Source organism: Pseudomonas sp. S32, from assembly GCF_016648095.1.
GTDB classification, from domain to species: Bacteria; Pseudomonadota; Gammaproteobacteria; order Pseudomonadales; family Pseudomonadaceae; genus Aquipseudomonas; species Aquipseudomonas parafulva.
Genome location: NZ_JACVVF010000002.1, coordinates 116,553 through 142,187, shown reverse-complemented (window position 1 = coordinate 142,187; position 25,635 = coordinate 116,553). Strand labels below are relative to the sequence as shown.

The window sequence follows — 25,635 nt, the reverse complement described above, 5'->3', positions numbered from 1 at the left end:
CCTGGATGCAGTAGGCAGGTACAGGGCAGGATTGTGGCCTGGTGTGGGCAGCGATTACTTGAGCGGGATAACGAGGGCGCTGGTGAAGGATGTTGAGCATTTCTGTTTGTAAGCGTTCGGCAAAGTCACCTTCCGAACTCCAGCATTAAGGGTGATGTTGCCCGCGTATTAAGTGAACACCATGGCCTTCGGCGGTGGAGTCGGGAAGGTGTGGTCGCCGGCCCCCTACAGATGGACCTTAGATTGGGGGTATCATTTTCAAACCATCCAAAGCATACCCTCAGATTTGCCCCCAATGTAGCAACCCAGTGGAAGTGAATGGAGCTCCATGGTCTGTGGAAAGGCAGAAGTAATCAGAAAAATAGCCTATTCGACGACACCTAAAGACTCTCAGGATCCCCGAAGAACATCTGTATCCGCGACCGCAACCACCGCTCCGCCGGGTCATTATCCTGCGCCCCCCGCCACGCCATATGCAATTCAAAACTCCGCACCTCCAACGGCAGGTCCTCAGCACGCAGCCCCCCAGCGGCGGTAAGGGCGTCCGCCGTATAGTCCGGCACCGTGGCGACGATATCGGTACCTGCCAGCAAACTGCCCAGGCCGTTGAACTGCGGCACCGCCAGCACCACGTGGCGCTTGCGCCCAAGCTCCTGCAGGGCTTCATCGATAAACCCCGACAGGTCACCTGCAAACGACACCAGCGCATGGGGGCGGGCGCAGAAGTCGTCAAGCGTGATGCTGCCTGGCACGCTGTCGGCCCTGAGCAGTTTTGGCCTGCTGCGGCGCAATACCTTGCGTTTGGCGTTGGCAGGCAGTTCGCTGGTGTAACTTACACCTACCGAGATCTCGCCAGAGGCCAGCAAGGTGGGCATCAGCAGGTAGTTGACCCGCCGCACTACCAGCACAATCCCCGGCGCCTCGGCACGGACGCGTTTCAACAACGGCGGCAGCAGGCCGAACTCGGCGTCGTCCGACAGGCCGATGCGGAATACCGCGTTGCTGGTGGCGGGGTCGAACTCGGCGGCGCGGCTGACGGCGGTGGAGATGGAGTCCAGCGCGGGGGACAGCAGGGCGAAGATTTCGTTGGCGCGGGCGGAGGGCTCCATGCTGCGGCCCGTGCGCACGAACAGCGGGTCGTCGAACAGGTTGCGCAGGCGTGCGAGCGCCGCGCTGATGGCCGGCTGGCCGAGGAACAGCTTTTCGGCAGCACGGGTGACGCTACGTTCGTGCATCAGCGTTTCGAACACGATCAACAGGTTGAGGTCTACGCGACGGAGGTCGTTTCGATTCATCGGTGCGCTTCGCCTGAATGGGGGCAGGGGTGAATCTTAAGGCCAAAGGCTGGTAACCTGCACCCGTTTAGGTGGCCAATGCCAGGGAAAGTCAGGTGCCCAATCGATGACAGGCATGTCGACTATTAATGACCACTGATGGCCTAACCGCTAAAGCCCGGATAGAGTCAATGGTAATTAGCGTTTCACACAGGCGAGGTATGCGATGTCCCGCATGATCCGTTTCCACAAGTTCGGCGCTGCCGACGTGCTCCGTTGCGAGGAGCAGGCCGAGCCGACGCCTGCCGCCGGTGAGGTGCAGGTCCGCGTTGAAGCGGTAGGTATCAGCTGGTATGACGTGCTCTGGCGCCAGAACCTGGCATCGTCGCGTGCACGGCTGCCTGCCGGCATCGGTCATGAGATGGCCGGCGTGGTGACGACGGTCGGGGAGGGCATTGACGATATCGCTGTTGGCGATCGGGTGGCCAGTTTCCCGGCCACCAGTGCCAACGACCACCCGGTATACGGCGACGTCATCGTGCTGCCGCGCTCGGCAATCACCCGTTACCCGAATGTACTCAGCCCCATCGAAGCGAGCGTGCACTACACGCCGTTGCTCATCGCCTATTTTGCCTATGTCGACCTGGCCCGCGCCAAGGCAGGGCAGACGGCATTGGTGACTGATGCCAGCCACTGTGCAGGGCCGGCCTTCGTTCAGCTGGGCAAGGCGCTGGGGCTCAAGGTGTTCGCGGCTACCAAAGATGCCGAGCAGCGTGAATACCTGCTGGGCCTGGGGGCGGACAAGGTGATCGTCACCGAGGAGCAGGACCTGGTGATGCAGGTGGGCAAATACACCGACGGGCGCGGCGTGGACATGGTGCTCGACGGCCTTGGCGGGCCACAGATGTCGTTGCTGGGCGACGTGCTCGCCCCGCGTGGCAGCCTTGTGCTGTATGGCCTGCAAGGCGGTAACCAGACGCCGTTCCCAGCTTGCGCAGCGTTCCAGAAAAACATTCAGTTCCATGTGCATTGCATCGGCAATTTTACCGGCAAGCCCGAGCTTGGCATTGCCCAGGACCAAGTGGCGCTGCACCGCGCACTGCGCGATATCAACCAATTCACCGCCGATCAGTTGCTGACCCCGCAAATCATCAAGGTGTACCCCTTCGAGCAGGTGGTGGAGGCGCACCGGTACATGGACCAATGCCCATGTGGCGGGCGTGTGGTGCTTGATTTGTCGCAGCCTTGAGCGCACTGCCGTTCATCCACGAACCCGGGCTGGCCCCGGGTTTTTTGTGGGCGATATCATACGATCATTTATTATAAAAAAAGAACATTCCTACAACTATAACAGTGCTGGACTACATTCCAGAGATTGACTAACTCACTGTTAGTAATATCTCGCCAACTATCCTCGCTTGAACTATTTCGGTCGACTCATCAAGCTGTCTATTCATCTTTGCTGACTGCTTTTTTTACCCCTATCTGTATCTTCAATTCGTTTTCCGTACCTCGATAATGGCCTAATGATAGTTTGCGCAAGGAGCGAGTGATGAACATGGCCAGGCCTGGTCCAGGGGGATGTGCAGCAGTGAAGCGGCGCCGTATTGCGGTGTTCTCGATGGTATGGCGACAGTGATGGGGCGTGTGCCCTGACCGATTTGTCGTACCCCTCGCGGGGGACCCCGCAGCGTGCCGGAACAATAAAAGCGTGTTCGGCAGGGCTGGCCGCATGAAGTTGATGAGGTGATACCGTGACTGCTATTCACGACCAGGCGATGCACTATATCTACCAGCAAGTGCTGGAGCGTTTGTTGAACCATATGTCGCAAGCCCAGCGCGCGGCCTTGCAGTTGTTGATACAGCGGTTGTTAGTGGCTGCGGGGGGCGCAGAATATATCGGCACCTTTCGTTTGTTGGTACTGCACGGCAGTGACCGGCGCAGTATCCGGTTGCTGGCCATGCTCCGGGCTGCGCAATTGAGCATCGCCGTGCGCGGGCCGGTGACGTTCCAGTTGCGGGTGCTGGTGGTCAGCTTGCCGGCGGCGGGCGAACCGCTGAGGTCCTGTCATGAGCGAAACTTCAGCGCGCTGTTCTTGCAGGATGACCCACGGGTTCAATTGCAGATGATGGAGGGGCGAGGGGTGGTGCCGTTCAGCAGCGTCGGCGTGTCACAGCCAACGGCCTCGACAGTTGCCAAGGATGCCATGCTGGTGTTTGGGCATTTGATCGACGCCAGGCCAGAGGCCTTGCTGGGTAGCCGCCTTCACCTGGAGGTGGCGATGGCAGTGGGTGCTGCCCTGCAGTCACAGGCCAGTGCGGATGTACTGGTCACTGCGATTGCCGCACGCCAGCGGCGACGGTTTCTGGCCTGGGCGCGGCGTAGCCTGCTGCTGGCGGGCGAGCGAGGTGTTCATGAAACGCACCATTGCCTGGGGGCACTGACCCAGGCGCTCATCCGCCTGGGTAACGCCGCGCAGGCACCGACGGCGGCCCACGCGGTACCTGAACCCCAAGCCACCACCGAAGCAGCATCGGTGCGGGTGATGCCCATGGACGATTTTCTGGAGCAGTTACTGGAGGGCCAGAAGCTTGACGTGATGCTCGGCTCCATCGACGAAACTGCCAGGGATGCCTGGCCCTTCGGGGCATTTGTCGACCCTGTGGCGTTGGCACAGCTGCACGATCTGCGCGCCCGCAGCCAGGAACCGCAGCCCGGTCGCCCGGCGTTGCGCCTGGCGTGCCCGGCAGCGGAGGGCAAACGGCGAGACTCGCAAAGCCTGCAGGTGGGCAAGGCCTATGGTATCGACCATGGTCAACTGACGTGCCTGTGCTTCAACCCCTTTGCCAGGCAAGGCAAGAACCTCGAGCGTTTTTTGCAGTGTCGCCATACCGACATGCTGGTGGCGCTGCCCTACCTGCACAGGGCCCTGCAGGGCAAACCCTGCCCAGAGGCGGTGAAGGCCTGGCTGGTTAACATCAGCGGCTTGCAACTGGGGCAACTGAAGTGGATATACGAAGGGCGGCTGCCGCTTTCAGCCTGGCGCGTACTCAGTAACCTGGCCCGCCGTGACATCCACCTGAGGCTGTTGCCCCGGTGCCTGCCAAACCGACCGCGCAGCCTGGCGGAGCTCACCTGATGCAGGGCGACATGCCCCGGGAGTTCGCTTACCGCAAGGTGCGCAGGTACCTGGAAGCATTGATCGGCCAGGCCCTGGCCGCGGGTACCTGTCGGTTGCCCTCGTTACGTACCCTGTCGAGCAGGCTGCAGGTATCGCTGGCAACCGTGCAGCATGCCTACAACCTGCTCGAAGAAGAGGGCCGCGTGCAGTGCCTGCCACGGTCGGGCTACTTCGTGCACAGTGGCCCCAGCCAGTTGCCAGCGACCATGCCTGGCCATCCACCCTTGCCGCTTCGGCCGGTGTTGCAGGGCAGCTTGTTGAACCATGAGCGGCGGCTTGCCCGGCAGAAAGCGAGCACTTCGGGCCCTTGGGCAGACCCTGCCAGTGCCCGCCTGCGCCTGGTACTGGCCGAGCGCTACACACGCTCGTGCAGCCGCTACTGGCGCGCGGGTGACGTGCAGTTGGCGCCGGACGTGACGGCACTGCTGGATACACTGCTCAAGGCGCTGGCGTTGGAGGGTGCCACGGTGCTGGTGCAGTCCCCGTGTTGCAGGCAGGTGCTGCGGGCCCTGACCAACGCCGGTTTACGCGTACTCGAAGTGCCCGTGGATGGCCGTGGTAGCCCGAACCTGCGCGCACTGGCCGGCCTGCTCGACAGCGAGCCTGTGGGCATGGTGGTCATGCCTTCCTGCCTGGGCATGCCCCAGGGCCGGTTGGTAGCTGCCGCCTGCCAGCAACAGATCGGTCACCTGCTGTCACAGCACCCGTTGTGGGTGTTGGAAAACGATCTGGACAGCGACCTGTGCCACGCCGGGCCGCCGACCACCCGGTTGCGCGATTGGGTAGAGCCGCGCTGGCTGCTGGTGTTGGGGGGATTCGAGGCCGCACTGGGGCCGGAGGTGCCCTACGCGTATGTGTTGGGCCCTGCCGAGGTACTGGAACAGGCCTTCATCGAGCGTGCCTACCGGCTGGCACCGCTGCGGCTGCTGGCACTCGCCTGCATGCTCGGCAAAGGTGAGGTCGACGCCCAGTGGCTTCAGGTGCGCACGGGGCTGCTGCGGCGTGCGCAAACCCTGTCGCGTATGCTGGAACTGCAGTTCGGCCCAAGCGCTGCTGTGCACCCACCCCAGGGTGGCCTGCTGTTATGGGTACGCCTACGCCGGGTACCGCAGTGGGCCCGCGTGATGGCTGCCGTGGCAGGGTCTGAGTTGTACGCGATGCCTGGGGTGGAGTTCAGCCTGCAAGGCCGCTATCGCCATTATCTGGCGCTTGGGTGGCTGGGCGACGACCCGGTGGAACTACAGGCGGCTATAGAGCGTTTGGCGAGGGCCGCAGACAGTCGCTAGCCTGTATGGCCCGACCCGCGGCACTTGCCAGGCTGGCAGGTCTGTATGTATAAACAGTGTCCCTGAGTGCCGCCGCCTGCCCTGATCTCCGTGATTGCCCATTCCGTCGACGACCCTTTCTACTACCTGCACAACTTCCGCCAGGTGCTGGCGTGGGTGGGGCAGCGCTACGAAGACCTCCTCGATGAGCAGGAGAAGGCTTTCATCGCTGCCTTCACTCAGCTTGAGGCGCCTGCCCAGGCGCTGCTGGTGCGCATGGTGATGCGCAAGGGCGAGCTGTTTCGCGGTGATCGCCTTGAGTATGACGAAATCGGCGATACCTACCAGGCCCTGCAACCGCTTCAGGCGCTAGGCTGGGTACGCGAACCCGAGCGGCTTGAACTTGAGCAATTGTTCGCCCTGTTGCGCAAGGACGAACTGGCCAACTGCTTCGCTGACCGGTTGAGCCGGCCGCGGGCGGCCAAGCATGAATGGCTGAGCCACCTGCAACAAATGGCCTTGGCTCCGCGGTCATTGGCCGAATGGTTCCCTGCCACTGGCGTGCGCATTTATGAGTGGTGCCTGCAACCGGTGTGCGACCGGATACGCCTGCTGTTTTTCGGCAACCTCTACCAGGACTGGTCCGACTTCGTGCTGGCCGACCTCGGGGTGATGCGCTACGAACACGTGCCGTTCAGTGCCGACTCTCGCGCCCTGCAGCAGCGCACTGATCTGGACTTGGCCATGGCACTGCATCGATGCGCCGAGCGGCTGGACCAGGGCGACGACACCCTGTCGATACTGGCAACGCTGCAGGGGCTGCGCAGTGAAAACCCATGGTTGGCACGGCGGCAGGCGCGGCTATTGTTTGCGCTCGGCCAGCAGTGTGAACGGCAGGGTGAGTGGGACCAGGCCATGGCGGTGTACACCCAGTGCAGCCATGCCCAGGCACGCATCCGCCAGGTGCGCGTGCTGGAACGCACCCAGTGTTGGGCCCAGGCGCACGCGTTGGCGCTGCAACTGGCAGCGGCGCCGGCCAACGCCCTGGAAGTGCAGGCGCTGGAGCGCATGCTGCCGCGGCTGGCGCGCAAGCTTGGCGGCCCACCGCAGCGCCGCCAGCGGGCGGCGCCGCTGGAGCTGATTGAGCTGGAACTGCCCCGGGCCCATGCAGCACTGGGTGTTGAAGAGGCCGTACGCCAGCACTTGGCGCAGGCGGGCGGCCAGGTGCATTACGTAGAGAACACGCTGTTCAACAGCCTGTTCGGCCTGCTGTGCTGGGAGGCCATTTTTGCGCCGGTGCCGGGCGCGTTCTTTCACCCGTTCCAGGCGGCGCCGCAGGACCTGCATGACAGTGACTTCCAGCACCGTCGCAGTGAGGATTTCGCGCGCTGCCTGGGCCGCCTCGAAGACGGCAGCCACCAGCAGGCGATTCTCGATTGCTATGCGGCCAAGCGGGGGTTGCAGTCACCGTTCGTGTTTTGGGGCATGCTCAGCGAGGCGCTGCTGCAGCAAGCCTTGGCGTGCCTGCCCGGCGAGCACCTCAAGCAATGCTTTTTGCGCTTGTTGCAGGACATACGCAACAACCGTACCGGCATGCCGGACCTTATCCAGTTCTGGCCAGAGCAGGGCCGCTACCGCATGGTCGAGGTGAAAGGGCCGGGTGACCGCCTGCAAGACAACCAGTTGCGCTGGCTGGAGTTCTGCCGCGCCCATGGTCTACCGGTGGCGGTGTGTCACGTGCGCTGGAGCGATGCGGCGTGAGCTACAGTGTGGCGGTGCGTGCCTTGTGCGAGTTCAGTGCCAAGGTGGGCGACCTGGACCTGCGCTTCACGCCATCGCCCACCGCACAGGAAGGCATCGAAGGCCATCGTCGGGTGGTCGCACGCCGGGCGGCTGGGTACGAATCGGAAATCCTCCTGGAAGGTGAATACCAGGCCCTGCGAGTGCGCGGCCGCGCCGACGGCTATGACCCTGCCTGCAATCGCCTCGAAGAAATCAAGACCCACCGCGGCGACTTGGCGCGCCAGCCCGCCAACCATCGCCAATTGCATTGGGCCCAGGCCAAGGTCTATGCGTGGCTGATGTGCCAGGCCCGGCAGCTGCCGGCGATCGAAGTGGCGCTGGTGTACCTGGACGTGGACAACGATGGCCAGACACTGATCAGCGAGCACTACACAGCGGGCGACCTGCAGGTGTTTTTCGAGGCCCAGTGCCAGCGGTTTCTGGCGTGGGCATATTACCAGCAACAGCGCCTGGCCGAACGTGACCACGGGTTGCAGGCGCTGACCTTTCCCTACCCGCAGTTCCGCCAGGGCCAGCGGCAGTTGTCCGAAACCCTGTACAAAGCCGTGAGCACCGGGCGCTGCCTGATGGCGCAGGCGAGTACGGGGATTGGCAAGACCTTGGGCACACTGTTCCCTCTGCTGAAGGCAATGGTGCCGCAACAGTTGGACAAGGTGTTTTTCCTGACCGCCAAAACTCCAGGGCGGGCGTTGGCGCTGGACGCTATCGGCCAGATCACCGCCAGCGCCCCTCAGCCCGCCCTGCGCACACTTGAACTGATCGCCCGTGACAAGGCGTGTGAACACCTCGACAAGGCTTGCCATGGTGAGTCCTGCCCCTTGGCTGCCGGGTTCTACGACCGGCTGCCTGCCGCACGGCAAGCGGCGGCCGGCTTGCCCCTGCTTGATCGTGCCCGGCTGCGGGAAGTGGCCCTGGCCCACCAGGTGTGCCCCTATTACCTGGGGCAAGAGATGGCACGCTGGGTCGATGTGCTGATTGCCGATTACAACTACTACTTCGACGCGCATGCGCTGTTGTTCGGGTTGAGCCAAACCAACCAGTGGCGGGTAGCGGTGCTGGTGGATGAGGCGCACAACCTGGTGGAGCGCGGCCGCAGCATGTACAGCGCCAGCCTGGACCAAGGCCAGTTGCACGCGTTGCGCCAGGCCAAGCCGCCAGGCCTTGGCAGCGCACTGGACCGTGTGAACCGGCAGTGGAATGCGCTGTACAAGGAACAGCGTGCGCCCTATGAGGCCAGCGAGCACCTGCCAGAGGGGCTTCTACGCGCCCTGCAGCAGTGCGTGGGGTTGATTCAGGAACAGATGAACCAGGCCCCTGCGCACATTGACCCGGCGCTGCTGCAGTTCTTTTTTCAGGCCCTGCAGTTCACCCGCGTGGCAGACCTGTTTGATGAACACTTTCTGTTCGACATCACCGTGCGCCAGGGCCCGCGCAAGCGGCGGCTGGCAACCCTGTGCCTGCGCAACGTCAACCCTGCGCGGCTGCTGGGCCCACGCATGCGCGCGGCACGCAGCGTGACGCTGTTCTCCGCCACCCTGAGCCCGCAACGCTTCTACCGTGACCTGCTGGGCATGCCTGCCGACACCGCTTGGCTGGAGGTGGCCGCGCCGTTTCGTGCCGAGCAGTTGCAGGTACGCATCGCCAGCCAGGTATCCACCCGCTATCAGCAGCGTCACGCTTCGCTGGCCCCCATCGTCGAGTTGATTGCACAGCAGTACCAGGCCCAGCCGGGGAACTACCTGGCGTTTTTCAGCAGCTTCGAATACCTGCAGCAAGTGGTCGGGTTGTTGACACAGCAGCACCCGCAACTGCCCGTGTGGGCCCAGGCGCCTGGCATGGACGAGGCTGCCCGTCAGGGTTTTCTCGACCGCTTCGTTGCCGATGGCCGGGGTGTGGGGTTTGCGGTACTGGGTGGGGCGTTCGGTGAAGGTGTGGACCTGCCAGGTACGCGGTTGATCGGGGCGTTCATCGCCACATTGGGCCTGCCACAGGTCAACCCGGTCAATGAGCAGTTCAAACAGCGCTTGGGCCAGCAGTTTGGTGCAGGGTTCGATTATGCGTACCTGTACCCGGGGGTGCGCAAGGTCATCCAGGCGGCGGGCAGGGTGATACGCGGGGACCAGGACCAAGGCGTGCTGGTACTGATTGACGAGCGCTTCACCGAACCCCGGGTCCAGCAGATGTTCCCCGGTTGGTGGCCGCCTGCAATCGGCTAACCCGGCAGGCCATCCGCCCGGGGTTGCAACAGTATCGGCAGGTAATGCCTCACGAACAACAGCAGTGCCATGCACCAGCACAAGGCAGACAGGCTGAACGCCAGGGGGGTGAGAAGGGGCAATATCACCCGCGCCAGCGCCGCCAGGTGCAGCAGTGTGAACCCAGCGGCTACGCTGGCCGGCACGCTCAACGGGCGGCCCGTGTGCCCCAGGCTCACCCGCGCCATCATTGCCAGCATCAGGCCGCTCATCGCGCCCACGGTCAATGTATGGGTCACAAGGCTGGGGCTGACGTTCACCCCAGCGTGCCATAACGCCATGCCCAGGGTGGCCACGGCAAGCCAGGCATAGGCCAGGTGCAGCGACCACAGCAGCGGTATGCCCCAAAGCCTGCGGTCATGCCACAGCAGCAGGCGGGCAGCGTGCAAGGCGAACAGGCAGCCAAACAGCACGGCCAGGCCCCACTGGGGCGCCTGGCCGAAGCCTGCTGCCATGGCCAGTGCCGCCGTGACACTGAGCACCAGGCAGCTGCGGTCCAGCCAGGGGCGTGGTGTGCTTGCCGTCATGTTGCCCAGGCCGCGTTGGGTGAAGAACGGAATCACCCGGCCACCCAATACGGTCATCATTGCAGCCACCAGCCACCAGCCACAACCCGGCCAACACGCCTTGCCGCTGCAACGGCTCGTCCTGGCGCAGGACGCCTGCGAGGGTGAGCCATTGGCAGCCCGTAAAAACCAACACCAGCACGACAATCGGGTAGTTGTTGCGCAACCGCCGCTGCACGATTGGCCTGGCCAGCGCCAACGTCACCAAAGGCAGAAAACCACCCTCGATCACCACAAGCCACTCAACAGGCAGTTCCAGAAACCAGGCAGCGCGCCCCAGCAGCCATATCAAGAACAGTGCCTGAAGGCTTCTCCCATGCAGGCCGGGTAATCCGCTCCAGTTTTGTACCGCAGTTAGCAGAAAGCCGCCGACGATGGCTGCGGTAAAGCCGTACAGCATTTCGTGACGGTGCCAGGCCAGCATGCCGCCGGTGGGCACGGGTGCGGACACGCCGGCCAATGTGCCTGCCCATACCGTCACAGCGATCAGCGCAAACACAGTGCCGGCCAGGAAGAACGGGCGGAACGCAAGGTTCCACAGCGGGCGGCAACGGCGGGACTCCATCAGGGGTACGAGCATGGTGATGCCTTAGATCTACTAGGATGATTCAGGTAACATCAGGATCTGTGCCAATGCTGCAGCCCTTGAATATCAAGGTGATGGCACTGCTCAAGGTCGTAATGACCCAACCAGCCGCGAGTCCGAATGACTCGCATCATGTCGCTTTGACTCGTTTCGTTTCAAGATTGCCCTGGCCACTTGCCGCTGCCACAGGATCCACGTTTTGCCCGATCTTCCGAACAACCCGTTGCTGCAGTACATGGCCCGGCTGGCGCCGTCCAGCCAGCAGACCATGCGCTACGTTCTTCAGGACACAGCCGACCGGCTTGGTTTCGTCGACTGCAACCTTGCCGACGTCCCTTGGCACAAGCTGGAGCCTGGCCACGTGATTGGGCTGGTGTCGGCCCTGCGCGAAGACGGCTATGCCCCCAACAGCTCATCGCTGTATGTGAATGCCATTCGTGGGGTGATGAACGAAGCCTGGCGCCAGGGGCTGATCGAGCATGAACACTTGCAGCGCATGCGCGAGGTGAAGCCTGCCACAGGCACCCGGTTGCCGCCTGGGCGCAACCTGCGGCGCAGCCTCATTCGCGAGCTGATGGATGCCTGCGCCGCCGACCCCCGCCCGCAAGGGGTGCGGGATGCGGCAATCATTGCCCTGCTGTATGGCACCGGCATGCGCAAGTCCGAGTCGGTGGACATCAACCTGGACCAAGTGGATTTCCAGGAGCGCAGCCTGCAAGTGGTGGGCAAGGGCAACCACCAGCTGATCAAGTACGCACCGCCTTGGGCCTTCGAAAAGCTGCAGGCCTGGTTGAGCCTTCGCCGCGAGGCATTACCTGCCGGCGCAGAAGACGACCCGTTTCTGTTCAACCGCATCCGCCGTGGCAACCACATCACCCGTGCGCGCATCACCAAACATGCGATTTACTACATCGCCCGCCAGCGGGGTACACAGGTGGGCGTGAAAATCATGCCCCATGACTTTCGCCGGGCCTTCATCACCCGCGTCATCGAAGAGCACGACCTGTCGATCGCCCAGAAGCTCGCCCACCATGCCAATATCCAGACCACCGCCATTTATGACCGGCGTGACGACAACGAGCGTCGTCGTGCGGTAGACCGTTTCGACTATTAACGCGCCAGGCACTGAAACAGCGCCGCCAGCCGCCCTTGGATAGTGCGCGGTGCCCGACACCGGCGCAGGCCTGCTACAGGTTTAATCTGAGTTCACCTGCGGAGTTGGCCCGCAACCTGCTATATCCAGCCTGAGAATTTGATCGAGTGGTCAGGCCGTGCGCATACCGATATGCGCCAGCCTGGCCCTCGCAACGGCCATCAAGGCCACGGATTTCAGGGGCCGCAGGATGTCGCTGGCGGAGCATATTGCAACACACACCGATGAAGCCGGGTGGAGCGCCTACCTGCAACTGCGCTTCATTGTGCGCGATGGCGTGACCCGCCTTGGTGCGCGACGCCATTACGGACCCCTTTTGGTGCAAAGGCCGTTTTACCCGGAGGGTGCGCCATGTCATGTGTACGTGCTGCACCCGCCTGGGGGCATTGTCGCTGGCGACCGGCTGGAGCTGGACATTCACCTTGAGCCTGGCAGCCACGCGTTGCTGACCATGCCCGGCGCCAGCAAGTTCTATCGCAGCATTGGCCCCACCGCGCGCCTTGCCCAGCACTTTCACCTGGGCGCTGGCAGCACGTTGGAATGGCTACCCCAGGACAGCATCTTCTTTTCTGGCGCCCGGGCCAGCCTGTACAGCCGTTTCACCCTGGCGCCAGGCGCAAGGCTGCTGGCTTGGGAAACCCTGTGCCTGGGCCGGCCGGTGATGAACGAGCAGTTCTTGCAGGGGGCGCTCGACAGCCGGCTGCGCATCGAACTGCCCGGCGAGCCTGGCCTGCACGAGCGGCTGCGTATTACTGGGGGCCGCCTTGAAAAGCTGGGTGGCTACCCGCTGCTGGCGACCCTGTGCGCTGCACCTGCTGATCAGCACACCCTCGACCAGGTACGGCCCTTGCTCGAAGCCCTGGCTAATCCGGGTGGCGCCACATTGCTGGGGTCGCTGCTGGTGATCCGCCTGCTCGACCACGACAACCAACACTTGCAACACACCCTGCAATGCCTGTGGCGAGTGCTGCGCCCGGCCGTTCTTGGCCTGCCAGCCTGCCCACCGCGTATCTGGGCTACCTGAGAGAGCACCCATGGAGCTGACACCAAGAGAGAAAGACAAGCTGCTGCTGTTCACCGCTGCGTTGCTGGCAGAGCGGCGCCTGGCCCGCGGCCTGAAACTCAACTACCCCGAAGCGGTGGCATTGATCAGCGCCGCTGTGCTGGAGGGCGCACGCGATGGGCGCACGGTCGCAGAACTGATGAGCCTGGGGCGCGAAGTGCTGACCCGGGAGCAGGTGATGCCCGGCATCGCCGAGATGCTCCAGGACGTGCAGGTGGAGGCGACCTTCCCCGACGGCACCAAGCTGGTGACCGTGCATGAACCCATTGTCTGACTACGCCCAGGGTACTCCCATGATTCCAGGTGAAATCCAGGTCGCCGAGGGCGACATCGAACTCAACGCCGGGCGTGACACGGTCAGTGTCAGCGTGGCCAACCACGGTGACCGGCCGGTGCAGGTCGGCTCCCATTACCACTTCTATGAAGTCAACCAGGCCCTGGTGTTCGACCGTGAGCCCACTCGCGGTTTTCGCCTGGACATCCCGGCCGGTACGGCGGTGCGTTTCGAGCCGGGCCAGGCGCGCACCGTGCAGCTGGTGGCCTATGCCGGCAAGCGCGAAATCTACGGGTTTCAGGGCAAGGTGATGGGCGCGCTGGAGGGCAGGGCATGAGCCGTATTTCCCGGCAGGCCTATGCGGACATGTTCGGCCCCACCGTGGGGGACAGGGTGCGCCTGGCCGACACGGCACTGTGGGTCGAAGTAGAACAGGACTACACCCTGTACGGCGAAGAGGTGAAGTTCGGCGGCGGCAAGGTGATCCGCGACGGCATGGGCCAGGGGCAGATGCTGGCGGCGGACGCCATGGACCTGGTGCTCACCAACGCGCTGATCATCGACCACTGGGGGATCGTCAAGGCCGATATCGGCATCAAGCACGGGCGCATCGCTGTCATTGGCAAAGCCGGCAACCCGGACGTGCAGCCTGGCGTCACCGTACCGGTTGGCCCGGGCACCGAGGTGATCGCGGCCGAAGGCAAGATTGTCACCGCAGGTGGGGTGGACTCGCACATCCATTTCATTTGCCCGCAGCAGGTGGACGAAGCCCTCAACAGCGGTGTCACTACGTTCATTGGTGGCGGCACAGGCCCCGCTACCGGCACCAATGCCACCACGTGCACCCCAGGCCCCTGGTACCTGGCGCGCATGCTGCAGGCGGCCGACAGCCTGCCGATCAATATCGGCCTGCTGGGCAAAGGCAATGCCTCGCGCCCCGAAGCCCTGCGTGAACAGATCGCCGCAGGGGCCGTGGGCCTCAAGCTGCATGAAGACTGGGGCTCGACGCCAGCGGCCATCGACTGCTGCCTTGGCGTGGCCGAAGAGATGGACATCCAGGTGGCCATCCATACCGACACCCTGAACGAGTCAGGGTGCATCGAGGACACCTTGGCGGCCATCGGTGACCGCACCATCCATACCTTCCACACCGAAGGCGCCGGCGGCGGGCACGCTCCGGATATCATTCGCGCGGCAGGGCAGGCCAACGTCCTGCCGTCTTCCACCAACCCGACGCTGCCCTATACGGTCAACACGGTGGACGAGCACCTGGACATGCTGATGGTCTGCCATCACCTGGACCCCAGCATCGCCGAGGATGTGGCCTTTGCCGAATCGCGCATCCGCCGTGAAACCATCGCCGCCGAGGATATTCTCCACGACATGGGCGCCTTCGCCATGACCTCGTCCGACTCCCAGGCCATGGGCCGGGTAGGAGAAGTGGTGCTGCGCACCTGGCAGGTGGCGCACCAGATGAAGCTGCGCCGGGGCCCGCTGGCCCCGGATACCGCCTACAGCGACAACTTCCGGGTCAAGCGCTACATCGCCAAGTACACCATCAACCCCGCGGTTACCCACGGTATCGCCCATGAGGTGGGCTCGGTGGAAGCCGGCAAGCTGGCCGACCTGGTGCTGTGGTCGCCGGCGTTCTTCGCGGTCAAGCCGGCCCTGGTGATCAAGGGCGGGATGATCGTGACAGCGCCCATGGGCGATATCAACGGCTCCATCCCCACCCCACAGCCTGTGCACTACCGGCCCATGTTCGGGGCGCTGGGCGCAGCCCGGCATGCCACGCGCATGACGTTTCTGCCCCAGGCCGCCATCGACCGCGGGCTGGCACAGGAGTTGAACCTGCGCAGCCTGATCGGTGTGGCCCGGGGTTGTCGCCGGGTGCGCAAGGCCGACATGGTCCATAACACCCTGCAGCCAGTGATCGAAGTCGACTCGCAAACCTATCAGGTGCGTGCCGATGGCGAGCTGCTGGTGTGCGAGCCGGCCACGGAACTGCCCCTGGCCCAGCGTTATTTTCTGTTCTGAAGGAGCACTGATGATTGTCCTTACCCGCCGTATTTCAGACCCCGGCGCCCATGCTGAAACCGGCACCGTCACCCTGGACGTCGACAGCCGTATCAAGAGCCGCCTGCGGGTGACCTTGGACGATGGCCGCGAGGCCGGGCTGATGCTCGATCGCGGCCACCTGCTGCGTGGGGGGGAGTGGCTGGCCGACGCTGCAGGTACCCAGTGCATTCGTGTGCTGGCGGCACCGGAGGCGGTGTCGACGGTGCGCTGCAGCGACCCGCACCTGCTGGCCCGGGCTGCCTATCACCTGGGCAACCGCCATGTGCCGCTGCAAATCGAGCCCGGCCTGTTGCGCTTCCAGCATGACCATGTGCTGGACGACATGCTGCGTGGCCTGGGGCTGACGGTGGAGGCCGAACAGGCCCCCTTTGAACCTGAGGCGGGGGCCTACCAAAGTGCGCCCCATGGCCACAGCCACGGCCACGATCATCCGTTCGTGCGCCTGCCTGCCCATTCCTGAACTGCACTGGAGCCAATAATGAAAAACACCCTGCCACTGTTGCTGCTGATGCTGGCCGTACCCGCTTTCGCCCACCCTGGGCATGACACCAACCCCTTGCAGGATGGCCTGCTGCACCCGCTCACCGGCCTTGACCACCTGCTGATGCTGCTGGGTACCGGCGTGCTGGCCGCCCTGACCCGGCGCAACCTCACCCTGCCACTGGCGACCTTGGCCGCGATGTTCGCCGGCGCGGTGTGTGGCCACCTGTTCGGCGGTGTGCTGGGCATGGAAACCCTGATTGCCGGCTCGCTGGTGGTCGCCGGTGCTGCCCTGCTGCTGCCAGGGCGGCAGGTACTGCTGGCCATGGCCATGCCGATGTTCGCGTTGTTCCACGGTTGGGCTCACGGCGTCGAAGCCACGCCAAGTGCCTTCTGGCAGTTCAGCGCAGGCTTTGTGCTCGTCAGTGGCCTGCTGTTGGCCGCCGGCTTTGCCGTCGGCTGCCTGCTGCGTCGCCACACCGGGCTGCAGAAAGTGTTCGGCGGCGGCTTGCTGGCCAGCGCCGCCATGGTGCTGGCCGGTTGATGAGCAGCGACCTGGCGTTACTGCGCTTGCTGCAGCTGGTCAGCCCTGGCCTGCCGGTAGGTGGTTTTACCTATTCGCAAGGCCTTGAGTGGGCGGTGGAAGCTGGCTGGGTGAAGGACCTAGCCGGGTTCACTGCCTGGCAGCGCGAGCAGATCGACGATACATTGGCCTGCCTCGACTGGCCGGTGCTGGTGCGCCTGTACCACGCCTGCCTGGCCGAGGATGCTGCGGCGTTCGAGCACTGGAGCCGCTTCTTGCTGGCAAACCGCGAAACCGCCGAATTGCGCCTGGAAGAGCAGCAGCGTGGGGCTGCGCTGGCACGTTTGCTCGACGGCTGGCAGTTGGGCCAGGCCCCGGCCTGGCGAACCAGCCTGGAGATGACTCAACTGGGTGGCATGGCCTGGTTGGCAGCCCAGTGGGCCATCCCCCTGCGGAAGCTGGCCCTGGGCCATGGCTTTGCCTGGCTGGAGGGCGCCGTCATGGCCGGGGTCAAGCTGGTGCCTTTTGGCCAGCAGGCGGCCCAAACGCTCTTACGCGACTTGAGTGTTGAGTTACCTGCAGCCTTCGACCACGCGCTGATGCTGGAGGATGAGCAGATCGGCGGCGGCTTGCCGCTGTTGGCCATCGCCTCATCGCGTCACGAAACCCAATACACCCGTTTGTTCCGTTCTTGAGGACTGCCTGAAATGCAAAGCTATCAACAACCCCTGCGCGTCGGTGTCGGTGGCCCGGTCGGCTCTGGCAAGACTGCATTGCTCGAAGCGCTGTGCAAGGCCATGCGTGACCACTACCAGATCGCCGTGGTCACCAATGACATCTACACCAAGGAAGACCAGCGTATCCTCACCGAGGCCGGCGCCCTGGAGCCCGAGCGTATTGTCGGCGTCGAAACCGGTGGTTGCCCGCACACGGCGATCCGCGAAGATGCCTCGATGAACCTGGCCGCCGTAGAGGCCCTGGCGCGCAAGTTCGGCAACCTGGAGGTGATTTTCGTCGAGAGCGGCGGTGACAACCTGAGCGCGACCTTCAGCCCAGAGCTGGCTGACCTGACGATCTACGTGATTGACGTGGCCGAAGGCGAGAAGATCCCGCGCAAGGGTGGGCCAGGTATCACCAAATCGGACTTCCTGGTCATCAACAAGACCGACTTGGCGCCCTATGTGGGCGCATCGCTTGAGGTCATGGAACGTGATACCCAGCGCATGCGGCCACAACGGCCCTGGACCTTCAGCAACCTGAAAAAAGGCGAGGGCCTGCAGGCGATAATCGATTTCATCGTCGAGCGCGGCATGCTGGGTGTGCGCACCTAGCCCGCCATGCCGTCAACCCGCGTGGGCGACAGGGGCGTCGGTCAACTCATCCAGGCCGTCATCCTCACCCGGCAGCGCGGTGATCACGCTGAAGTCACTGACTTCCACCTGGCCACCGCCGTAGCCAAGCAGGTGAAATGAAAAGGCCTTGCGCTCAACGGGGTTGTCGAAACGGAACTCCATTTCAAGCGGCTTCTTGGTGGTTACCTTTACCTCGGCGGGCAGGCCCAAGGCCACTTCCTGCTCCATTTGCTTGGCCTTGAGCTGGATGAATGCTGCCCGCTTGGGGTCGAGTGAGCGCACCTTGACCCTGACGCGCGTGTGCGAGCCCTGTGGCATTTCCAGATACTGAGCGCCAATCAGGTTGTCGGCCCAGTCGTCGTGAATACGCTTGCGCAGCTGGATGGGGGAGGGGCCGCCGAACTGGTAGCGCAGGTTCAGTGGGGTCTGCAGCAGAGACTGGTCGAGTACCGCCGCCAATGCACCGACCTGTTGGCCCAGGTAGCTATCGCCCTGGCCCAGGTAGCGGGCCTTGTCGGCGATGAAGCCCTCGCTGGCATAGCGCCGGCAGCGCTGCTGGAAATCACACTCGGTGAATACCCCCTGCCCGTTGTGATAGCGCAGCATGCCATTGGTGAACGAGATCATCTCGCGGCCGGTGTCGTAATCCCGATACAGGGAGCGCCCACTCAGGGCCAGGGGGATGGGCAGCGCGAAATAGTCGAGTACGGAGGTGGCCAGGTCAACATGACCGTAGGTGCCTGACTTGAGGGTTGGCAGCAAACGCTGCTCGGGTGCCAAAGTCAGGTTGAAGCCCCAGGACGAGGCAAGGCGCACACCGTCGATGCCATGGGATTCATCCGAGGTGACCACCACCAGGGTGTCCTTGAGTACGCCCTGGCGCTCCAAGGCGTCCAGGAAGCCGCCAAGGGCGTCATCTAGGTAGGCGACGGCCGCCTGTTTGGGGGTGTCGTAACGGGCCAGGTAATCCGCCGGTGCCGAATAGGGCTGGTGAGTGCCGACCGTGAGCAGGGTCAGCATCCAGGGCTGGTCCTGTTTGCGCAGCTGGCCCACGTAGTCCAGAGCACCTTCGAAGAAGGCGCGGTCATCCTTGCCCCACGGGAAATCGAGGTAGTTACGGTTGCCGAACCATTCCACGCCATGCACGGATTCAAAGCCGATGTGCGGCATGATGCGGTCCTTGGCCATGAAGCGCAGGCCCGCCCCTTGCAGGTAATGGGTGGTAAAACCGGCCTGGCGCAGTTGGGCAGGCAGGCACGCCTGGTTGCGCTCGGCCTGGGTCAGCAGCTCTACGCCTTTGGGGGTGCCATTGGCCAGCTTGTCGTAGTCGCCGCACAGCATGGCGTAGAGCCCACGGATGGTCTGGTGTGTGTGCAGCACGTAGTCCGGGGTGTTCATGCCCCGAGCCGCCCACTGGCCAAGCCTGGGCATGAGGTCTTCATCGAAGCGGCTGTGCAACGCCTCGCGATTAGGGCGCACGTAGGCCCCTGGGATGCCTTCTACAGTGATGATCAACACGTTGCGGGCGCTGCCGGTGGCGGCCAACAGGCGCTGGCCGTTCAGGTCGGCCTGGGTCAGCCCGGTACTGGGTAGGGGTGTGAAAGGCGCGCGCCCCTCGACAAGACGTTGCAGGTTGCCCACGCCCGCAGACAACACCTGGTGGCCAAGGTTGTACTGGCGCCATTGATCGGCATCCGAGGGCGCCAACTGCTGGCTGCCCCAGTGAATGGCGAACAGGCCCATGACACCGGCCCACGCACTGCGCGGCAACGGCGCGCCGGGTTGGCCACGGCTGCGCCATGCGCAGACCAGCCAGGTTAGCAGGCCTGCGCCCAGCAGGCCGGGCAGCCAGGCGTGGGCCAGGCTGCCGCCGGTGGAGTTTTCCATGAACTGCGGGTCGAACAAATAGGTGAGGTCGGCACTGGTCGGCAGCCTGCCCACCGCGCTGACCAGCTCGGCCGAAGCCACCCAGAGGCCCGCCCAGGCCAGCAAAACCGGCAAGCCCAGCCACCAGGGGCGGCGATACAGCAACAGCAGCAGAGCCCCGCCCAGGGCAAGGTCCGACACGTAGCCAAGCGGGTTCGACCAGCCAAGCACGGTGCGCGCAACCAGGGGGATCACCAGCACCAGCATCGCCAGGGCGATCAACCGGGTGCGTGGGCGGTCTGACAGGCTCTTCACAAAAAACTTCCCTTTTGCCATTAAAACGTCATGCATCTGTGCTGGATGATAACAGGCAAGGGCGCTCGGAAGCCTTTGTGCAAAGGCCTGCCACACAAAAACCGAGCCCGCACAGGCGGGCCCGGTGTGTGCAACCATCAGAAGTAGTAAGGGAATTTCAGGCTGAACGAGAAGTCCGGGGCGTCATCGGTCAGACCGATGGACAGGTTGGGTACGATCGTGAGGTTGTTGCTGGCAGCGAAGGTCATGCCGATGTTGAAGTTGGCGGCGTTGTAGTCGCTGTTGGAGATGGTTTGCCAGTCACCACCATCGGGCTTGATCTTGCTCTTGCGGCCGATCTGGTCCGACACCGAGAACGACATGCTCATTTTTTCGTTCAGGGCAAAGGCGATACCGCCACCGATCTGCCACGAGTCACCCAGCTTGACGTCGCCCGGCACCTTGCTGTTGACCTGGGGGCTGATGTCACTGAACGAGTCTTGCAGGTTATAGGTATAGGACAGGCTGCCGAACAGCACTGCCGGGTCGAACGTCTTGACCAGCGAGATACCGGGGGTGATGGACCACACGCCATTGCCGGTCGGCAGGCTTTCAGGTACCGAGAGGTTGTCGTTGCCAGCCACCTGGCGCAGTTTGATGCCATACGGGTCCTTGCCGGTAGGGGCCTTGACCCGCAAGGTGGCAACGGCATCCGGCCAGCTCTCGGACTCGTCGAGGAACTTGTAGGCAACGCCCACGTTGATGTCGCCGATTTCCGGGTCACGGGTCACGCTGGCATCGGACGTGGTGGGCCCGGCGCCACCGGCCCCCCCTGAAGAGTAGGTGGACTCGCGGTAGATCACGGGCACGTTGACGTCGAACTGCCAGCGTTGAGCCAGGTTGTAGCGGGCGGTCAGGTCCAGGGTCCAGTTATCGGCCTTGATGCGGTCCAGGTTGATGTTGCCGAGGAAGATCGAGTCCAGGGCCAGGAAGCCGTTGAGGGTCAGCGCACGGGTGTCGTAATGGGTGTAGGTCAGGCCGGTTTCCAGGCTGAACTTGCCACCGCCGAAGAAGCCACTGGCCTCGTCGTACAGGTTGGACACGCTCTGTGCAGGCTCCGAGTCTGCTGCCAACGCCTGGCCGTAGGAGCTGCCGGTGGTGCCAGGGGCCCCGGTGGCCACTGTCTGGCCACCCTTGACGCGTTCAGCCGGGGATTTCACCAGGCGCTTGGGCGGCGGGGCGGCAGGGGTTTCCTCAACCTGACGCACTCGCTGTTCCAGCACCATCAGCGCCTGCTGCTGGGCCTCGTAGCGGCGCTTGAGCTCTACCAACTCCTGTTTCAATGCTTCTACCTGCGGATCTACAGCGGCGTACAGCGAGGTGGCGGGTGCCAAGGTAGTCAAACAAACAACCGCTCTGAGCGTTAACGATCGTTGCATGGAATTGCCGTCCCTTCCGACTGCTTTGATGAGACTGAGCGTAGATCAGTATCCGAAAGTGCGAAGACCTTTAAGTTGGTCCAGGCTGCCATTGAGCGACGCGGCCGCAGGCAGGTTGTCGCGCATCACCACATTCAACGAGGTCACGTTGTTAACGAAGTTGCCATTGCCCAGCAGTGTGGTGTTCTGCATCAGCCCGCCCTGGGCCAGCCGTTGCACGGTGCTCCCCTGATTATTGTTGGCGTTGATGTTCAACTGCACGCCCACGCCGCTGGACGATACGCTGAGCGCACCGGCGCCATTTTCACCCACCAGCGTCTGCCCGGCGGCCAGCGCCTGGCCCTGGGGCTGGAAGACGGGCGCCTCGTTGGCCTTGGTGACGTTCACATCGACATTGTTGTAGGCGCTGTTGTTGTCACCGGCGGCGCGTACCACCTGGGTGACCCCTTGTGTCGTCCCCAGCCCGCCGCCACCGGTTACCGTACCGGTACCTTGAGCGCCTGCCGGGGTACTGGCATGGGCACTGGTGGGGACTTTTTCATCGATCATCGACACGTAGAACTGAGGTTTGATTGTGGATTGCTGCACCTGCAGGCTGCTGGTGGCACCAATCACCTCACCCTGGGCGTTCTGCCAGGTGCTGCTCATGACAATGCCGAAACTGACGATGCGCCCCGGCATCACGAAGCGTCCGCGCAGGTTCGCCAGCTCCTGGTCCTTCAGCTCGATGGGCTTGAACGTTTCGGCGTGGATGGGCAGGCTGGCGGCAAGACAGGCCATGGCCAGCCAGATTGGGGTCTTCATGGAATGCTCCCCGGCGCATCATGCACCTTGTCATTGGAAGAGGCGTTAGAAGAAGTCGCTTTTGATGAAACCAAAGTCCAGCAGGTCTGCGTCTTTGACTGGCGTGAAGCCATCCAGGCGGCCCTTGGCGGTGAGCGGCAGCGGTGGGTCTATCAGCGCGTTGTCCTTGTCGTACCCTTGGCCGATCACGGCAAAGATGATGCCGTTCCAGCCTTTGATGAAGTCATCGACCCTGTAGCGTTTGTGCCCCAGTACGGGGTCACCGATGTATACCCAGCCCCTGTCGACCTTCTGCATGACCACGAAGTGCTTGTAGCCACGGATGTCCATCAGCACCACCACCGGGATGCGCACGTCGTGCAGGGTATCGGGTGCTACCCGGTAGCCCCGGGCACGCATGCCCAGGCTCTCCACGTAGCGTTTCATGTCGAGCATCGAGAAGCCTTGCGTACGCACCAGGTCCTGGTCGGCGTGGGCCAGCATGCCCTCGATGATCTGATGTTCGTCCACATCCAGCCAGTAGGCCTGGCGCAGGATGGTGGCCAGCGCGGCAGCACCGCAGCTGAAATCGGTTTTTTGTTGCACCAGGTCGACGAACTTGCGTTCGCGCACACTCTGGATCGGTTTGAACACCACGGCACCGCCCGGCAATACGGACAGCGGCATCTGCGCGGCCTCACTCACGCAGGCCACGCACAACAGGAACGCCAAGGCGATGGTGCGCATGATCGGTTGCCTTCTGGTGTGTTGGGGATAGGCCCTCCGAAGAGGGCCTTTGGCACGCCACTTAGAACGAGGTGTTGGAGATGGCCAGCGAGTTGCTCTGCTGGTTGCCCACACCTGCCGCCACGTTCACGCCCAGGTTGCCGCTGCCGCCGTTCACCGAACCGCTGAGGGTTGCAGTGTTGGTAACAGGGTTGGCCCAGCCGGTCGGGGTCAGCACTTGGAAGGACACGGTATTGCTCAAGTCGTAAGCGCTGCTTTCGCTGTAGCTCTTGGCAACGTCGTTCGAGGACTGACTGGCTGCTTGCCCAGACTTCTGATACGCCGAGGCCGAGGCGTTCTCGTACGACGAGTCATGCGACTTGGTGTACGAAGAGTCACGCGACTTGTCATAGGACGATTGGTGGGTTTTCTCGTAGTTCGAATCGAAGGCTTTTTCGAACGAAGAGTCGTAGGCGCTTTGCTGCGACTTGTCGATCGAGGCGTTCAGCGAGGCATTCAGCGAGCCGTCGACGCTGTTGGTGCGGGTGCGGTCGCCGTTGCCGTTGTTGACGGTTACGGTGCGCGTGGCATCCGCTGCGGCTGCGAGGGTGGCGCTCAGGTTGGCACTGCTGGACGAGCTGGCGCTGCCGCTGGCCGAGCCGTTCACGCCCCAGCTGTTCGAGCCGCTGGCACTGCCACTGTTGGAACCGCTGGCGTTGCTGGAGTGTGAGCCGCTGGCGTTCCAGCCGTTCGAACCGCTGGAGCTCGCGCTTTGCGAGCCGGCCAGGCTGAAGTTGGACGATGCGCTGCGGTTGTCGGTGGAGTTCAGGGTGCCTTCGCGCGAACTCGAGCCGGTGGCCGAGGTGGTGAAGGTCAGGGTGTCGACACGGTAGGTGCGGTCGGCGCCGTTGTTGACCACCAGGCCTGGGCCATTCTGGTCGGCCTTGGCGGTGGCCGTGGCGTTACCGATGCCAGCGTTGGTGTTGGCGATGGCCATGCTGTTTTTCTGTTGGTTCAGGTCGCCGCCGGCAATGTTGATGCCCACGTTACCCGAGCTGCCCTCGCCCGAGCCGCTCATCACGGCCGAAGACTGGGTAGACCAGTTGTCGACACGGTTGTTGTTGCTGTACTGGCTGACATCGGCATTGGCTTCGGCAGTGCCGAACACGAAGCTGTTGTCCAGGGTGGAATCAGCCGCCGCATTGGCGATCGCCGACGCGTTGCCCTGCTGGTTGCCATTACCGGACGCCACGTTGACACCCACGTTGCCGCTTGCGCCCGTGGCCGAGCTGCTCATCTCGGCCTGGTTCACAGTGCCCTGGTTGGTGATGGTGTTGCCGGTGCTGCGCTGGGTATCCAGTGCATCGGCTTTGGCCGAAATGGGCAGCCAGGTGGTGCTGCTGCCGTTGTGGTAGGTGCGGCCGTTCTGATCAGCTTGTGCAGCTACAGCCATGACCGCCGCAATTGCGAAAACCAGAGGCTTGAGTGCCATCGAAGGTTTCATGGTGATTCTCCGTGCTCTTAAGGGTTAAGTGTCGTGCTTAACGAAAAGGGTCAATCCGCGACCCGTATGCTCAAGGTGTTGGCCATGCGGTTTCCCACCCCGGCACTCTGGTTCAGCTGTACCACCCCACGGCCACCGGTGAACGCCTGGTCACTGGTCGTGACTTGGCGATGGCCGGCCGAGATGGCAGCTGAATCGGAGTTGTTGAGCAGCGCCACGTTCTGTTGCATGAGGACGCTGTCGTCGATGCTTTGCGGTTGTGCCCCGATACTGATACGCAGGGCGTTGGCCTGCTGCGTGCCGGCACCGGCACTTTGGTTGACGCCCAGGGCGCCACTGCCATTGCTGAACGCAGTGCCACCGATACTGGCCTTTGCATCCATGGCCGGGTCAGCCGGTACGTTCAGGCGCTGACGGACCTGGGTACTGGCGCTGGCGCCGTGCCCGGCTGCGAAGGCGCGGGCGTTGGCCTGCTGCTGCATGTCGCCCGCCGCCTGGTTGACCGTCATGTTGCCTTGGTAACCGCTGCCCGAGTTGTCGATGTCGGCGGTGTTGTTGACCGCGGCCGGTGGCTGGGCGAAGGCCGGCGCGCCGCACAGCGCGGCCAGCAGAAGCAGCATGGGCTTCATCTCACTTGCCTCCCGTCAGGATCTGCAGTGGGGCCAGGCCTTTCTGCACACTTGAATTGACCATGTTGGAAATACCGTTGCCCGAGCCTGTCCCCCTGCCTGCGGCCAGGTTGGGCAGTTGGTTCTGATGCGACAGGTTGCCCCCCAGGTGGTCGGTCTGTTGGGTGATGAGCGAATTGATGCCAGCGCCGCTGCTGATGTTGGCGAAGTCGCCATCGCTCAGTTCGTTGGTTTGCCTGAGCACGTGGGCGACGGGGTTGGCGTTGACGGTGGTCGGGGAGGGGTCAGGCTGCAGAGGGGGGACTACCGCGTTGCGGGTCTGCACATCACGGGTGATCACGATGATGCCGTTGTCGGCCTGGGCCGACAGGCTCAGCGAGCCCAGCACGCACCCGATCAGCATCAGGTGGTTGAGGCGGTGGTTGATCTTCCTCACGACGGCGTTCCCTCTTCAGCCGCTGGCCTTGTTCAGCGATGCGCTAGGCAGAGCAGAAGCCGTGCCGCTTTTGATAACTGCAGCAATATCAAGGGCTTGGGCG

22 protein-coding genes and 1 pseudogene are annotated in these 25,635 nt (G+C 63.4%); 14 read left to right on the top strand and 9 right to left on the bottom strand.

Annotated features, from left to right (window positions below):
- Window positions 1-380: 380 nt before the first annotated feature.
- Window positions 381-1,295, bottom strand: a complete 915-nt coding sequence (locus IAE38_RS01725; protein ID WP_060481905.1) for a LysR family transcriptional regulator — start codon at window positions 1,293-1,295, stop codon at window positions 381-383.
- A 205-nt stretch (window positions 1,296-1,500) separates the two neighbouring features.
- Between IAE38_RS01725 and IAE38_RS01720 the strand changes: the two genes are divergently transcribed.
- The 5 genes from IAE38_RS01720 (at window position 1,501) to IAE38_RS01700 (ending at window position 9,740) form a co-directional block, all read left to right on the top strand.
- Window positions 1,501-2,523, top strand: coding sequence for a zinc-dependent alcohol dehydrogenase family protein (locus IAE38_RS01720; RefSeq protein WP_201215476.1), 1,023 nt, complete (start codon window positions 1,501-1,503; stop codon window positions 2,521-2,523).
- Between the two features lie 505 nt (window positions 2,524-3,028).
- Entirely contained in the window at window positions 3,029-4,414 is a 1,386-nt protein-coding gene (locus IAE38_RS01715; RefSeq protein ID WP_201215475.1) for a hypothetical protein, read from the top strand.
- Window positions 4,414-5,742: an aminotransferase class I/II-fold pyridoxal phosphate-dependent enzyme gene (locus IAE38_RS01710; protein ID WP_201215473.1), complete on the top strand. Its 1,329-nt coding sequence runs from the start codon at window positions 4,414-4,416 to the stop codon at window positions 5,740-5,742. Before IAE38_RS01715 ends, IAE38_RS01710 begins: the two co-directional genes overlap by 1 nt.
- A 90-nt stretch (window positions 5,743-5,832) precedes the next feature.
- Complete coding sequence (locus IAE38_RS01705) at window positions 5,833-7,482, top strand: VRR-NUC domain-containing protein (protein WP_201215535.1); 1,650 nt, start codon at window positions 5,833-5,835, stop codon at window positions 7,480-7,482.
- The gene (locus tag IAE38_RS01700; protein WP_201215471.1) at window positions 7,479-9,740 is read left to right on the top strand and encodes an ATP-dependent DNA helicase; all 2,262 of its coding nucleotides are present in this window, start codon (window positions 7,479-7,481) and stop codon (window positions 9,738-9,740) included. The genes IAE38_RS01705 and IAE38_RS01700 overlap by 4 nt, the downstream gene beginning before the upstream one ends.
- On the opposite strand, the pseudogene IAE38_RS01695 reads toward IAE38_RS01700, so the two are convergent.
- Window positions 9,737-10,925 (bottom strand): annotated as a pseudogene (locus tag IAE38_RS01695) (NnrS family protein). The gene IAE38_RS01700 and the pseudogene IAE38_RS01695 sit on opposite strands and share 4 nt — an antisense overlap.
- Before the next feature lie 205 nt (window positions 10,926-11,130).
- Between IAE38_RS01695 and IAE38_RS01690 the strand changes: the two are divergent.
- The 9 genes from IAE38_RS01690 (at window position 11,131) to ureG (ending at window position 17,834) form a co-directional block, all read left to right on the top strand.
- A complete protein-coding gene (locus tag IAE38_RS01690; RefSeq protein ID WP_201215469.1) occupies window positions 11,131-12,045 on the top strand; it encodes a site-specific integrase in 915 nt (304 codons plus the stop codon).
- A gap of 229 nt (window positions 12,046-12,274) precedes the next feature.
- Window positions 12,275-13,108, top strand: coding sequence for an urease accessory protein UreD (locus tag IAE38_RS01685; RefSeq protein WP_201215468.1), 834 nt, complete (start codon window positions 12,275-12,277; stop codon window positions 13,106-13,108).
- A gap of 10 nt (window positions 13,109-13,118) precedes the next feature.
- The gene (locus tag IAE38_RS01680) at window positions 13,119-13,421 is read left to right on the top strand and encodes an urease subunit gamma (protein WP_201164854.1); all 303 of its coding nucleotides are present in this window, start codon (window positions 13,119-13,121) and stop codon (window positions 13,419-13,421) included.
- Between the two features lie 19 nt (window positions 13,422-13,440).
- A complete protein-coding gene (locus IAE38_RS01675; RefSeq protein WP_028634237.1) occupies window positions 13,441-13,758 on the top strand; it encodes an urease subunit beta in 318 nt (105 codons plus the stop codon).
- Entirely contained in the window at window positions 13,755-15,458 is a 1,704-nt protein-coding gene (gene ureC, locus IAE38_RS01670; RefSeq protein ID WP_060481914.1) for an urease subunit alpha, read from the top strand. Before IAE38_RS01675 ends, ureC begins: the two co-directional genes overlap by 4 nt.
- Before the next feature lie 10 nt (window positions 15,459-15,468).
- A complete protein-coding gene (gene ureE / locus IAE38_RS01665) occupies window positions 15,469-15,960 on the top strand; it encodes an urease accessory protein UreE (RefSeq protein WP_201164855.1) in 492 nt (163 codons plus the stop codon).
- An 18-nt stretch (window positions 15,961-15,978) separates the two neighbouring features.
- Window positions 15,979-16,524 (top strand): HupE/UreJ family protein, encoded by a 546-nt coding sequence (locus IAE38_RS01660; RefSeq protein WP_201215466.1) that lies wholly within the window; start codon window positions 15,979-15,981, stop codon window positions 16,522-16,524.
- The gene (locus tag IAE38_RS01655) at window positions 16,524-17,198 is read left to right on the top strand and encodes an urease accessory protein UreF (protein WP_201164857.1); all 675 of its coding nucleotides are present in this window, start codon (window positions 16,524-16,526) and stop codon (window positions 17,196-17,198) included. Before IAE38_RS01660 ends, IAE38_RS01655 begins: the two co-directional genes overlap by 1 nt.
- A gap of 12 nt (window positions 17,199-17,210) precedes the next feature.
- Window positions 17,211-17,834 (top strand): urease accessory protein UreG, encoded by a 624-nt coding sequence (gene ureG / locus IAE38_RS01650; protein WP_201210787.1) that lies wholly within the window; start codon window positions 17,211-17,213, stop codon window positions 17,832-17,834.
- Window positions 17,835-17,846: 12 nt separating this feature from the next.
- Here the strand turns inward: ureG and IAE38_RS01645 are convergent, their stop codons facing one another.
- The 7 genes from IAE38_RS01645 to IAE38_RS01615 form a co-directional block, all read right to left on the bottom strand.
- Entirely contained in the window at window positions 17,847-20,036 is a 2,190-nt protein-coding gene (locus IAE38_RS01645) for an LTA synthase family protein (protein WP_201215464.1), read from the bottom strand.
- 137 nt (window positions 20,037-20,173) lie between these two features.
- On the bottom strand, window positions 20,174-21,454 hold the full coding sequence (locus IAE38_RS01640; RefSeq protein WP_201164859.1) for a hypothetical protein: 1,281 nt from the start codon (window positions 21,452-21,454) through the stop codon (window positions 20,174-20,176).
- 45 nt (window positions 21,455-21,499) lie between these two features.
- Window positions 21,500-22,258 (bottom strand): hypothetical protein, encoded by a 759-nt coding sequence (locus IAE38_RS01635; RefSeq protein WP_201215463.1) that lies wholly within the window; start codon window positions 22,256-22,258, stop codon window positions 21,500-21,502.
- A 45-nt stretch (window positions 22,259-22,303) separates the two neighbouring features.
- Entirely contained in the window at window positions 22,304-22,984 is a 681-nt protein-coding gene (locus IAE38_RS01630; RefSeq protein ID WP_028634228.1) for a C39 family peptidase, read from the bottom strand.
- 61 nt (window positions 22,985-23,045) lie between these two features.
- Window positions 23,046-24,467 (bottom strand): heme utilization protein, encoded by a 1,422-nt coding sequence (locus IAE38_RS01625; RefSeq protein WP_201215461.1) that lies wholly within the window; start codon window positions 24,465-24,467, stop codon window positions 23,046-23,048.
- A 50-nt stretch (window positions 24,468-24,517) separates the two neighbouring features.
- Window positions 24,518-25,096 (bottom strand): adhesin, encoded by a 579-nt coding sequence (locus IAE38_RS01620; RefSeq protein ID WP_201215460.1) that lies wholly within the window; start codon window positions 25,094-25,096, stop codon window positions 24,518-24,520.
- A 1-nt stretch (window position 25,097) separates the two neighbouring features.
- Window positions 25,098-25,532: a hypothetical protein gene (locus IAE38_RS01615; protein ID WP_028634225.1), complete on the bottom strand. Its 435-nt coding sequence runs from the start codon at window positions 25,530-25,532 to the stop codon at window positions 25,098-25,100.
- Window positions 25,533-25,635: the final 103 nt, after the last annotated feature.

Excerpts from the sequence above, each read along its gene's own strand:
- IAE38_RS01725 (WP_060481905.1), bottom strand. The coding sequence starts at position 1,295 with ATGAATCGAAACGACCTCCGTCGCGTAGACCTCAACCTGTTGATCGTG.
- IAE38_RS01720 (WP_201215476.1), top strand. The coding sequence starts at position 1,501 with ATGTCCCGCATGATCCGTTTCCACAAGTTCGGCGCTGCCGACGTGCTC.
- IAE38_RS01710 (WP_201215473.1), top strand. The coding sequence starts at position 4,414 with ATGCAGGGCGACATGCCCCGGGAGTTCGCTTACCGCAAGGTGCGCAGG.
- IAE38_RS01685 (WP_201215468.1), top strand. The coding sequence starts at position 12,275 with ATGTCGCTGGCGGAGCATATTGCAACACACACCGATGAAGCCGGGTGG.
- IAE38_RS01680 (WP_201164854.1), top strand. The coding sequence starts at position 13,119 with ATGGAGCTGACACCAAGAGAGAAAGACAAGCTGCTGCTGTTCACCGCT.
- IAE38_RS01675 (WP_028634237.1), top strand. The coding sequence starts at position 13,441 with ATGATTCCAGGTGAAATCCAGGTCGCCGAGGGCGACATCGAACTCAAC.
- ureC (WP_060481914.1), top strand. The coding sequence starts at position 13,755 with ATGAGCCGTATTTCCCGGCAGGCCTATGCGGACATGTTCGGCCCCACC.
- ureE (WP_201164855.1), top strand. The coding sequence starts at position 15,469 with ATGATTGTCCTTACCCGCCGTATTTCAGACCCCGGCGCCCATGCTGAA.
- IAE38_RS01660 (WP_201215466.1), top strand. The coding sequence starts at position 15,979 with ATGAAAAACACCCTGCCACTGTTGCTGCTGATGCTGGCCGTACCCGCT.
- IAE38_RS01655 (WP_201164857.1), top strand. The coding sequence starts at position 16,524 with ATGAGCAGCGACCTGGCGTTACTGCGCTTGCTGCAGCTGGTCAGCCCT.
- ureG (WP_201210787.1), top strand. The coding sequence starts at position 17,211 with ATGCAAAGCTATCAACAACCCCTGCGCGTCGGTGTCGGTGGCCCGGTC.
- IAE38_RS01640 (WP_201164859.1), bottom strand. The coding sequence starts at position 21,454 with ATGCAACGATCGTTAACGCTCAGAGCGGTTGTTTGTTTGACTACCTTG.
- IAE38_RS01635 (WP_201215463.1), bottom strand. The coding sequence starts at position 22,258 with ATGAAGACCCCAATCTGGCTGGCCATGGCCTGTCTTGCCGCCAGCCTG.
- IAE38_RS01630 (WP_028634228.1), bottom strand. The coding sequence starts at position 22,984 with ATGCGCACCATCGCCTTGGCGTTCCTGTTGTGCGTGGCCTGCGTGAGT.
- IAE38_RS01625 (WP_201215461.1), bottom strand. The coding sequence starts at position 24,467 with ATGAAACCTTCGATGGCACTCAAGCCTCTGGTTTTCGCAATTGCGGCG.
- IAE38_RS01620 (WP_201215460.1), bottom strand. The coding sequence starts at position 25,096 with ATGAAGCCCATGCTGCTTCTGCTGGCCGCGCTGTGCGGCGCGCCGGCC.